This window comes from Bacillus sp. FSL R5-0523 (genome assembly GCF_037975295.1).
Taxonomy (GTDB): Bacteria; Bacillota; Bacilli; order Bacillales; family Bacillaceae; genus Bacillus; species Bacillus subtilis.
Window position 1 is genome coordinate 711,248 of the sequence record NZ_CP150251.1, and the last position, 11,464, is coordinate 722,711.

Here is an 11,464-nt window from a genome sequence, read left to right on the forward strand (position 1 = left end):
ACGACGTGAATGTATTAATTATCGGTAAAGGCGGAAGAGAACATACGCTGGCGTGGAAGGCAGCGCAAAGCAGCCTCGTCGAGAATGTATTTGCCGCTCCTGGAAATGACGGTATGGAAGCTTCCGCACAGCTTGTAAACATTGAGGAAAGCGACCACGCAGGGCTTGTCTCGTTTGCAAAAGAAAACCAGGTCGGCCTAACCATTGTCGGCCCTGAGGTTCCTTTAATTGAAGGTCTGGTGGATGAATTTGAAAAAGCGGGTCTGCGCGTGTTCGGCCCGTCAAAAGCCGCGGCGATCATCGAAGGAAGCAAACAGTTCGCTAAGGATTTAATGAAGAAATACGACATTCCGACCGCAGAATACGACACGTTTACATCCTTTGATGAGGCGAAGGCATATGTGCAGGAAAAAGGTGCTCCGATTGTGATAAAAGCAGATGGACTTGCAGCTGGAAAAGGCGTTACTGTGGCTATGACAGAGGAAGAAGCAATTGCGTGTCTGCATGACTTTCTTGAAGATGAAAAGTTCGGTGATGCGAGCGCGTCCGTTGTCATTGAAGAATATCTTTCTGGTGAAGAATTTTCTCTGATGGCCTTTGTCAAAGGGGAAAAGGTGTATCCAATGGTGATTGCCCAGGATCACAAGCGTGCGTTTGACGGAGACAAAGGCCCGAATACGGGCGGAATGGGCGCTTACTCTCCAGTTCCGCAAATTTCGGAAGAAACGGTCCGCCATGCTGTAGAAACGATCGTGAAGCCGGCCGCAAAAGCAATGGTACAAGAAGGCCGTTCCTTCACTGGCGTTTTGTACGCTGGATTGATGCTTACTGAAAACGGCTCGAAGGTCATTGAATTTAATGCCCGTTTCGGCGATCCGGAAACACAGGTCGTGCTTCCGCGCATGGAATCTGATCTGGTGCAGGTGCTTCTTGATCTTTTAGATGATAAGGAAGTTGACTTAAGATGGAAGGATACCGCTGCTGTTAGTGTGGTGCTTGCTTCTGAAGGATATCCGGAAAGCTACGCAAAAGGCACGCCGATCGGCAGCCTTGCTGCGGAAACTGAGCAGGTCGTGGTCTTCCATGCCGGAACGAAAGCAGAAGGCGGAGAGTTCGTTACAAACGGGGGGCGCGTCGCAAATGTGACGGCTTTTGATGAAACGTTTGAAGCGGCTAGAGACCGAGTGTACAAAGCGGTTGATGAAATTTTCAAACCGGGACTCTTTTTCAGAAAAGACATTGGGGCACGCGCTTTAAAGGCTGCCCAAAAATAAGTGAGGAAAACCCGCAGAATAGCTGCGGGTTTTTTGTTATCAAAAAGCGGGATGGCAGCTGGAAGAAGAAAGGACAACGAGCGTGGTTGGTTTTCCATGGGCCATCGAGGCGTCAATAAAATCCTCAAGCGTATGTACCGAATCAGTCACGACCTTTGTCACATAGCTGTACATCCCTGTGATGCGGTGATTTTCTGCTACATCAGGATGCGATGTTGCAAAGGCGGCGTAGTGCTTGCAGCTTTTTGGCTCCATGAGAATAAAAGCGGTGACATGCTTGTTTAGTTTTTCGTAACAGATATTCGCACTGTAGCCGGTAATCACTCCTTTGTCTTCAAGCTTCCTGACACGCTCCGCCGCGCTTGGCGAACTGAGTCCGACAAGCTTTCCCAGCTCAACCATCGTTAATCTGCCGTTTCGCTGCAAATGCGAGAGAATTTGAAGGTCTGTACCGTCCATTTGTCTGACTCCTTTACATATTTAGGCGAATGAATGAAAATTCCTTTGATCGTAAGGTAATGCTGTTGATTTACCTTCATTGTAGCATATGGATGCCGTCTTATTTTTTCTATAATAAAGCCATCAACGGGAGAGGAGGCATCATGTTGCCAGAATTGCAGCGTTCGATCACTTGGATACAAGGAACGGCCTTAACGATTGGGGCGGTTTTAGGCTGCGGGATTTTAATCCTGCCGTCTGTCACCGCGGACACGGCCGGTCCGGCTTCTTTATTCGTCTGGGTATTCATGTCTTTTTTATCTTTTCTTCTCGTCGGCACGCTGGCCCGGCTTGTGAAAATAGCGCCCAGCGCGGGAGGAATCACGGCTTATGTGCAGCTGGCCTTTCAGAAAAAAGCCGGGGCTATTTTGGGCTGGATCATGTTAGGGTCCGTTCCGATCGGCGTTCCCATCATCGCTTTGACTGGCGCGCATTACGTCAGTTACATCACAGAGGCGGCGGATTGGCAGGTTACATCGATTGCTGGTTGTATGCTGGCTATATCTATTTTGCTTCATATGAGAGGGATTCAACTATCCGCAAACATCAGTACACTCGTTATATGTGTCATCGTATTTCTGCTTGTCACTTCTATTGCTGTGTCATTGCCACACGTCACGATAGCAGAATTCAAGCCGTTTCTTCCGCATGGCTGGTCTGCCGCGGGATCTGTTTCAGTTATGATTTTTTTCTCTTTTGTAGGGTGGGAAATGATTACCCCATTGGCTGAGGAGTTTCATCGCCCTGAAAAAGATATCCCGCTCAGCTTGTTTTTGGCAGCGTCTTGTGTGGCAGGGCTGTATATCTTGCTGTCATTTGTGACGGTAGGAACTCATTCATACGGAGAGAATGGAGAAATTGCATCGCTTGCCATGCTCATCTCAAAAGGAGCAGGGGAAAGCGGTGTATATGTAACGGTTTGTTTAGCGCTGTTTATTACATTCGCCACCATCCATGCCAATATTGCTGGTTTTTCAAGAATGGTGTACGCATTGGCGAGAGAGGGGCACATACCCGTATTTTTTGGAAAACTCAGTGCGACAAAACGTACGCCTATCCGTGTTTTGACAGCGATGGCCGCAGTGTTTGGCTTAGTGCTTGCGGCGCATGGCGTGTTTCAAATCGATTTGACGACTCTGTTGAAAGGGCCGAGCGCGGCTTTCATCGCATCTTACATATGTACAATGGCGGCAGCACTGAAACTGCTGGGCAGGAGAGATATAGGCTGGTGGATGGCGCTCGGGGCATTTGCGGCGTGCGCGGTGATTTATTCATTCAGCGGCTGGGCACTGCTTTATCCGGCAGTGCTGGCAGCTGCAGGATATTTCTATATGAAAACAAAGGGTGGGCATAAAAAAAAGCTCGATCACGTTTCGTGATCAAGCTTTTTCATTTATCCGTTATGCTGGCCGTTATTTCCAGAATCGCTGTGTTGAAACATGTAGGTCACAGGGCAGAATCGAAGGATTCCCGAACCCGCTTTCATGGCCCCCATAAAGATGTAAAAGAGATGCATTCTGCACCAAGGTTTTTTCGTAAACTTTGCGCTGGCGGCTGACATAATCGTCAATCCGCAGGCGATTCTGAACACGGCATTGATGAGACTGATGTTTGGCTTCAAGGAAATCCGCTCCTTTTACTTAAAAAAGTTTTTTAATCGAACCTTCAAAAATTTGTAACGTTTTTATCGTGCGTGATGAGGAAGGATGTGATACCATGAGTCTAATACATGTAAAGGAGAGTATGTGAATGTCCGAACGCACCTTTAACTGGAAAAACAAAGACATCAGGGCACAGGTTGATGTTGTAGACTCAAAGCTGCTTCCAACGCTCCTTTTACGGAATGCTCTCGTCTTAAATCCATATGTAAAACAATGGCTGAAAAAAAACATTTGGATTTATCAGGACCGCATTGTTTATGTGGGTCATGAACTTCCGAATAGAGCCGAAGAAATTCATACAATTGATTGTGAAGGAAAATACATTGTGCCAGGTTATATTGAACCGCACGCCCATCCTTTTCAAATATATAATCCCCAAACACTGGCGGAATATGTGTCTCAATACGGAACAACGACATTCGTGAATGATAACTTATTTTTGCTTTTGCAAAGCGGAAAAAAGAAAGCGCTTACGATTTTGAATGAACTCAAAAAGCAGCCTGTCCAGTATTTTTGGTGGTCACGCTATGACCTCCAGACCGAGGTTCTGAACGAGGACCACGTCCTTCCATTTGACGTCAGAAAACAGTGGATTGAACATCCGGATGTGATTCAAGGCGGAGAAATGACCGGATGGCCTCGCCTGGTAGATGGTGATGATTTAATGCTCCACTGCATGCAAGCTACAAAGAAACAGCGAAAACGCATTGAAGGACATTTTCCCGGCGCTTCTGATAAAACGCTTACAAAAATGAAGCTGTTCGGTGCGGATTGTGATCATGAAGCGATGACAGGTGATGAAGTGATGAGAAGGCTGGAACTGGGCTATTATGTTTCCCTTCGGAACTCTTCCATTCGCCCCGATGTAAGAAAAATCTTGCAAGAGCTGCATGAGAAGGGCTTCCGCTATTATGACCACTTCTTTTACACGACAGATGGCGCAACCCCGAATTTCTATAAAGGCGGCATGACAAACGAGCTGATTCGCATCGCTTTAGAAGAAGGTGTACCTGCAATCGACGCCTACAATATGGCATCATTTAATATCGCAAAGTATTACCAAATGGATGATTATTTAGGAGTTGTCGGACCGGGTAGACTGGCATCGCTCAACATACTGGAAGATCCGTTAAATCCGAATCCAGTGACTGTTCTGTCAAAAGGGACCATTCTGCGTGAAGACGGCTGTGATTTGAAGGCGTTTACAAAGACGGACTGGCACAAAGGCGGTCTTGTCCCGCTTGAGCTTTCATATGATATGACGATGGATGACTTGCAGTTTTCTATGCCGATGGGCGTGAAAATGCGGAATGCGGTTATTATGGAGCCATATATGATTGAGATCGACAATTCGATGGAACAGCTCTCGTTTGACCATGATGAAAGTTATTTGACGATGCTCGACAGACACGGGAAATGGCGCGTCAATACGATGATAAAAGGGTTTGCCTCAAGCGTGCAGGGATTTGTAAGCTCCTTTACGACGACGGGCGACATTGTCGCGATTGGAAAAAATAAAGCGGATATGCTGCTCGCTTTCGCCCGCATGAAAGAAATCGGAGGAGGAATTGTTTTAGCGGAGAACGGAAACATTCTGCATGAAATCCCGCTTGCGCTGTGCGGCTGCGCCTCTTCGGAAGCGTATGAAGACGTGCTTGAGAAGGAACAAAAGCTGAGAGATCTTTTGACTGAAAGAGGCTATGAGTTTTGCGATCCTATCTATACGCTGCTCTTTTTGCAAAGTACGCACCTTCCGTATATACGCATTACGCCTAGAGGAATCTTCGACGTCATGAAAAAAACTGTACTCTTTCCATCGATAATGCGTTAAAATATAAAAGAGCAGGGAGCCGACATATGAAAAAATGGATGACAGTTTGCGCGCTGTGTTTCGTGTTTTTTCTGCTGGTATCCTGCCAGCAGAAGGACGCTGTCCCGGATTCCGCAAAGAAGCAGAAAGCTCCTTTGACGGGACTGGAGATTGAACAGAAGGTGACTGAACGCCGGCCTGTTGCTGTTGTGGTGAACAATCACCCGAAGGCGAGGCCGCAGTCTGGACTGTCTAAAGCTGACATTGTCATAGAAGCGCTTGCCGAAGGGCAGATCACACGATTTCTGGCTATTTTCCAAAGCCAGATGCCTGAAACTGTCGGACCTGTGCGGAGCGCGCGGGAATATTTCGTCACTCTCAGCAATGGCTTTGACAGCATATTTGTCCATCACGGCTGGAGTCCCGGCGCCAAAGAGCAGCTAGAATCCGGAGCTGCCGATTATATAAACGGATTGGATTTTGACGGAAGCTTATTTTGGAGAGCTGATTTCAGCAAACCGCCCCATAATTCCTACACGTCTTATGATTACATAAAAAAGGCGGCGGAACAAAAGGGATATGAGCTGAAGCGGGAAACAAATCCGCTGCTGTTTCAAACATCAGAAGCAAAACCTGCAAATGAATCTTACAATGTTCGGGTAGATTATGGAACAAATAACGTTACAAATCTTGTCGAATACAACTATGATAAAAAAGCTGAATCTTATACAAGAAGCTCTGATGGTGTCATAACGACAGACCGGGAAACCGGAAAACCGGTTGCAATGCAAAATATTTTCATTGTTGAAGCCAGCCATCATATTATTGATCAAGATGGAAGGCGGGACATCGACTTGGAATCAGGAGGAAAAGGTCTGTTGTTTCAGCACGGAAACGTCATTGAAACAGACTGGAAACAAGTGAATGGCAGAATTGTGCCGGTAAAAGACGGCAAGTGGCTTCCGTTTGTGCCAGGAAAGACTTGGATCAATATCGTACCTGATCTTGATGCGGCTTCCATTAGTAAAGGAGAAGGTGTGTAACGATGCAAATCGATAAATTACGCGGCAAAGAGCTGGACCAGTTATTTAACTCGATCTTATCGCTGAAAGACCTGGAGGAATGTTACCGATTCTTCGATGATCTATGCACAATTAACGAAATTCAATCGCTGGCTCAGCGCCTTGAAGTGGCGCGCATGCTTCGCGAAGGAAACACGTATCATAAGATTGAAACAGAAACAGGCGCTTCCACGGCTACGATTTCCCGTGTGAAACGCTGCTTAAATTACGGGAATGACGCTTATGAAATGGCGCTTGACCGTGTGAAGGAGAATGAAACAGAGTCTTCTTCCAAATAAAAAACCGCCCTGCCGTCTGGCAAGGGGCGGTTTTTTTATGAAACAATTTTCTCAATCAGATTGTCAATGTCAACTGTGCTGCCATCCTCTTTCCGATAGACAACATGCTCCTTGGAAAAGTGAATCGGCGAATTGATCCCTGCTGCGGCTGCAAGGTTAAACAGCCCCTCGCGCAGGGAAATGACGTAGTTGCAGACACGATGCTGTTTTTCCTCAACGCTCAACGCTTTTTGCAATTTCGGATCTGTCGTCGCCACACCTGCCGGACAGGTGTTGGTGTGGCAGACGAGAGCGCGGATGCAGCCAACGGAAAACATCATGCCGCGTGCGATGTTGACAAAGTCAGCGCCGAGGGCTAAGGCGACCGCGATTTTATCAGGAGTCAGGAGCTTTCCGGAAGCAAAGATTTTCAGCTGGCTGCGCAAGCCGTACTGTTTAAGAAGCGTGTCAACAATAGGCAGCGCTGTCATAATCGGAAGGCCGACTGTATCCGCGAGCTCGTAAAAGGAAGCTCCGGTACCGCCTTCACTTCCGTCGATCGTGATAAAATCCGGATGCTTTCCGCTTTTCTGCATATGAGAGAAAAGCTCATGCAATTCTTCAGGATGCCCTGCGACCAGTTTGATGCCGACTGGCTTTTGCCCGACATCTCTAAGTTTTTCAATAAAGTCGAGCATTTCAGGAGGGTTTGAGAATTCATAAAAGCGGTTCGGGCTGTCAATCGACTTTCCAGGTTCGACATTCCGAATGTCTGCCACTTCCTCTGATACTTTGGCGCCGTCCACATGGCCGCCCCGGGTTTTCGCTCCTTGTGCCAGCTTTAGCTCAAACGCTTTAATCTGGTCAATCCTGCTTTTTCTTTTAAATTCCTCCCATGAAAATTCTCCGTTTCTTTTGCGAACGCCGAATAGGCCCGGACCGATTTGGCAAATGATATCGGCGCCGCCCTTTAAGTGATACTCAGACAATCCTCCTTCACCTGTATTCATCCAGGTTCCGCCTGCCTGATGGAGCCCTTTTGAGAGCGCCGTAACAGCCCGTTCTCCAAGAGAACCGTAGCTCATGGCAGACTGGCCGACTAAGCCCTTCACATAAAATGGCTTCTCGCATGTATGCTCGCCAATCACCTGCACATCATCAGGATGGAGAAAGTACGGGTCTGCCTTGATATGTTCGGCATGCTCCTTGCGTTTGAACAGATTGTCAGCATCCATTTTATAGATTTGGGTTTCAATTTTTGGCGTTTGATTTACGTGCATTTCTTCCCTTTGTTTTGGAAACATAGCGTTACGGATATAATAGCCAGGTTTATCAAAATCTCTTACAGATCCAAAGCCCATCATTCTGCTTTTGTATTTGCCGGAGATGACGGTTTGCTCATATTCCTTTCGTGAAAAAGGCTGCTCCTCATTGTCATTGCTGTATAAATACTGCCTCAGCTCCGGCCCGATTTTTTCAAGGATATACCGAAACCTTCCGATGACGGGATAGTTGCGAAGAATTGAGTGCTCCTGCTGTTTTTCATCCTTTATGTAGATCCAGGCAAACAAGACGATCGGGATAGCGATGATCCCTATGATAAATGCGATGAGTGCTATTATGATGGTTTCCATCTCTCAGCCTCCCTTTTTATGTAACCATTTCCACAGTTGAACACTTTCCAAACAATAGCAGAAGGAATCTGGTGAAAAATGTGTGCTTTTGCCGATACAGGACTCAGCAAGCAGGTACTGCCATATGCTCTCTTTTTTTATGAAAAAAGAATCAAAACACCTTTTTCAGTGAATAACGAGATTAACGGCTTTTTCCGTTTTTCCGCGCTATGTGAATTTGTTATAATGTTTAAATGGTAACAAACGAATGGAGGAACGTATGACGTGTACGATGTAACGGAGTGGAAGCATGTCTTTAAACTCGATCCAAATAAAGATTTGCCTGACGAACAGCTGGAGATTCTTTGCGAATCAGGAACGGATGCGGTCATTATCGGAGGCAGTGATGGTGTAACAGAGGATAATGTCCTGCGGATGATGTCTAAGGTAAGACGGTTTTTGGTGCCGTGTGTCCTTGAGGTATCAGCGATTGAAGCGATCGTTCCCGGCTTTGACTTATATTTTATTCCGAGTGTATTAAACAGCAAAAACGCGGATTGGATTGTCGGAATGCACCAGAAAGCCATGAAGGAATACGGAGAACTGATGTCTATGGAAGAAATCGTGGCGGAGGGCTACTGCATCGCAAATCCAGATTGCAAAGCCGCGGCACTGACTGAAGCGGACGCCGATCTGAATATGGATGATATTGTCGCCTATGCGCGTGTGTCGGAGCTGCTGCAACTGCCGATTTTTTATTTAGAATACAGCGGCATGCTTGGAGACATAGAAGCTGTCAAGAAAACGAAGGCTGTATTGGAAACGTCCACCTTGTTTTATGGCGGCGGCATCAAAGATGCGGAAACGGCCAAACAGTACGCAGAGCATGCGGACGTGATCGTTGTAGGCAATGCTGTGTATGAAGATTTCGACAGGGCTTTGAAAACAGTAGCGGCTGTGAAAGGCGAGTAGTAAATTGTACGGATTTGGTTTATGATAGAACATATGTTTTGTATAGGCGGGTGAACAAATTTTGAATTATATTAGCAATCAATTACTAAGCGGTTTAAACCCCGTTCAGCAGGAAGCTGTCAAAACAACGGACGGGCCTCTTTTGCTGATGGCGGGAGCGGGAAGCGGAAAGACGCGTGTCCTGACACATAGAATTGCTTATTTAATGGCAGAAAAGCATGTGGCGCCGTGGAACATTCTGGCAATCACATTTACAAATAAAGCGGCACGCGAAATGAAAGAACGTGTGGAAAGCATCCTCGGACCCGGCGCGGACGATATCTGGATTTCCACATTCCACAGCATGTGCGTGCGGATCTTGCGCAGAGATATCGACCGGATTGGGATCAACCGAAATTTCTCCATCCTCGATACGGCTGACCAGCTTTCAGTGATCAAGGGGATTTTGAAGGAGCGCAATCTTGATCCGAAGAAGTTTGACCCGAGAAGCATCCTCGGTACGATCAGCAGTGCGAAAAACGAATTGACCGAACCGGAGGAATTCTCTAAAGTTGCCGGCGGCTACTACGATCAGGTGGTCAGCGATGTATATGCTGATTATCAGAAGAAGCTATTGAAAAACCAGTCGCTCGATTTTGACGATTTGATTATGACGACGATTAAATTGTTTGACCGAGTGCCGGAAGTACTTGAATTTTATCAGCGCAAATTCCAGTACATCCATGTTGATGAGTATCAGGATACGAACAGGGCGCAATACATGCTCGTTAAGCAGCTTGCCGAGCGTTTCCAGAACCTTTGCGTTGTGGGGGATTCAGATCAGTCAATCTACAGATGGCGCGGCGCGGATATCACCAACATCCTTTCATTTGAAAAAGATTATCCGAATGCAAGCGTGATTTTGCTAGAACAAAACTATCGTTCAACGAAACGGATTTTGCGCGCGGCAAACGAGGTCATTAAAAACAACTCTAACCGCAAACCAAAAAATTTGTGGACGGAAAACGATGAAGGCATCAAAATTTCCTATTATCGCGGTGATAATGAATTCGGTGAAGGACAGTTTGTGGCCGGTAAAATTCATCAGCTTCACAGCTCAGGCAAGCGGAAGCTGTCTGATATCGCCATATTATACCGGACAAACGCGCAGTCCCGTGTGATTGAGGAAACGCTTCTCAAAGCGGGCTTGAACTATAACATTGTCGGCGGTACAAAGTTCTATGACAGAAAAGAAATTAAAGACATTCTTGCGTACCTGCGCCTCGTATCCAATCCGGATGACGATATCAGTTTCACGCGCATTGTCAATGTGCCGAAGCGCGGAGTCGGCGCGACATCACTTGAAAAAATCGCTTCGTATGCGGCCATAAACGGCTTGTCATTTTTCCAAGCGATTCAGCAGGTTGATTTTATCGGCGTCAGTGCCAAAGCGGCAAACGCGCTTGACAGCTTTAGACAGATGATTGAAAACCTGACCAATATGCAGGATTACTTATCCATTACAGAGCTGACAGAAGAAATTCTTGATAAGACGGAATACAGAGAAATGCTGAAGGCTGAGAAATCGATCGAAGCCCAAAGCCGTTTAGAAAATATCGACGAGTTCCTGTCTGTTACGAAAAACTTTGAACAGAAAAGTGAAGACAAGACACTCGTTGCGTTCCTGACAGACTTAGCGTTGATCGCAGATATTGATCAGCTCGACCAGAAGGAGGAAGAGTCAGGCGGCAAGGATGCGATCACCCTGATGACACTGCACGCCGCGAAAGGACTGGAGTTCCCGGTTGTTTTCTTGATGGGGCTTGAAGAAGGCGTCTTCCCGCACAGCCGTTCACTCATGGAGGAAGCGGAAATGGAAGAAGAACGCCGCCTTGCGTACGTTGGGATTACAAGGGCGGAACAGGAGCTTTATCTGACCAATGCTAAAATGCGCACCTTGTTTGGCCGGACAAATATGAACCCGGAATCTCGCTTCATTGCTGAAATACCGGATGATTTACTGGAAAACCTAAATGAGAAAAAAGAAACAAGAGCGACGTCTGCGAGAAAAATGCAGCCGAGACGCGGCCCTGTTTCACGCCCGGTATCCTACGCCAGCAAAACAGGCGGCGACACCTTGAACTGGGCAGTCGGAGATAAGGCGGGCCATAAAAAATGGGGAACAGGAACTGTTGTCAGCGTGAAAGGCGAAGGAGAAGGGACGGAGCTCGATATTGCCTTCCCGAGCCCTGTCGGCGTGAAACGCCTGTTAGCAGCATTTGCTCCTATTGAAAAGCAGTAATTGAAGAGGAAAGGAA

General features: G+C 46.9%; 10 protein-coding genes. 7 read left to right on the forward strand and 3 right to left on the reverse strand.

What is annotated here, in order from left to right; all coding sequences use genetic code 11:
* The first annotated feature begins 5 nt into the window (after positions 1 to 5).
* A complete protein-coding gene (gene purD, locus NYE53_RS03650) occupies positions 6 to 1,274 on the forward strand; it encodes a phosphoribosylamine--glycine ligase (RefSeq protein WP_123374308.1) in 1,269 nt (422 codons plus the stop codon).
* Positions 1,275 to 1,313: 39 nt separating this feature from the next.
* Here the strand turns inward: purD and NYE53_RS03655 are convergent, their stop codons facing one another.
* The gene (locus NYE53_RS03655) at positions 1,314 to 1,733 is read right to left on the reverse strand and encodes an Lrp/AsnC family transcriptional regulator (protein WP_123374309.1); all 420 of its coding nucleotides are present in this window, start codon (positions 1,731 to 1,733) and stop codon (positions 1,314 to 1,316) included.
* A gap of 143 nt (positions 1,734 to 1,876) precedes the next feature.
* On the opposite strand from NYE53_RS03655, the gene NYE53_RS03660 reads away from it, so the two are divergent.
* Positions 1,877 to 3,151, forward strand: a complete 1,275-nt coding sequence (locus NYE53_RS03660) for an amino acid permease (RefSeq protein WP_123374310.1) — start codon at positions 1,877 to 1,879, stop codon at positions 3,149 to 3,151.
* 14 nt (positions 3,152 to 3,165) lie between these two features.
* Here NYE53_RS03660 and NYE53_RS03665 read toward each other — a convergent pair whose 3' ends face one another.
* Positions 3,166 to 3,393, reverse strand: a complete 228-nt coding sequence (locus NYE53_RS03665) for a DUF2892 domain-containing protein (RefSeq protein ID WP_047182212.1) — start codon at positions 3,391 to 3,393, stop codon at positions 3,166 to 3,168.
* 128 nt (positions 3,394 to 3,521) lie between these two features.
* Between NYE53_RS03665 and NYE53_RS03670 the strand changes: the two genes are divergently transcribed.
* The 3 genes from NYE53_RS03670 to NYE53_RS03680 are packed head-to-tail and all read left to right on the forward strand — an operon-like array spanning position 3,522 to position 6,603.
* The gene (locus NYE53_RS03670; protein ID WP_015383004.1) at positions 3,522 to 5,264 is read left to right on the forward strand and encodes an adenine deaminase; all 1,743 of its coding nucleotides are present in this window, start codon (positions 3,522 to 3,524) and stop codon (positions 5,262 to 5,264) included.
* A 26-nt stretch (positions 5,265 to 5,290) separates the two neighbouring features.
* Positions 5,291 to 6,286, forward strand: coding sequence for a DUF3048 domain-containing protein (locus tag NYE53_RS03675; protein WP_339247320.1), 996 nt, complete (start codon positions 5,291 to 5,293; stop codon positions 6,284 to 6,286).
* Positions 6,287 to 6,288: 2 nt separating this feature from the next.
* Positions 6,289 to 6,603 carry a YerC/YecD family TrpR-related protein gene (locus tag NYE53_RS03680; protein WP_014479070.1) on the forward strand — a complete coding sequence of 105 codons (315 nt, stop codon included), beginning with the start codon at positions 6,289 to 6,291 and terminating at the stop codon, positions 6,601 to 6,603.
* A gap of 35 nt (positions 6,604 to 6,638) precedes the next feature.
* On the opposite strand, the gene NYE53_RS03685 is transcribed toward NYE53_RS03680, so the two are convergent.
* Positions 6,639 to 8,216: an FMN-binding glutamate synthase family protein gene (locus NYE53_RS03685; RefSeq protein WP_120027862.1), complete on the reverse strand. Its 1,578-nt coding sequence runs from the start codon at positions 8,214 to 8,216 to the stop codon at positions 6,639 to 6,641.
* Positions 8,217 to 8,480: 264 nt separating this feature from the next.
* Here NYE53_RS03685 and NYE53_RS03690 point away from each other — a divergent pair, with 264 nt between their 5' ends.
* A complete protein-coding gene (locus tag NYE53_RS03690) occupies positions 8,481 to 9,167 on the forward strand; it encodes a heptaprenylglyceryl phosphate synthase (RefSeq protein WP_014479073.1) in 687 nt (228 codons plus the stop codon).
* A 61-nt stretch (positions 9,168 to 9,228) separates the two neighbouring features.
* Complete coding sequence (pcrA, locus tag NYE53_RS03695) at positions 9,229 to 11,448, forward strand: DNA helicase PcrA (RefSeq protein WP_015383008.1); 2,220 nt, start codon at positions 9,229 to 9,231, stop codon at positions 11,446 to 11,448.
* The last annotated feature ends 16 nt before the right edge of the window (positions 11,449 to 11,464 follow it).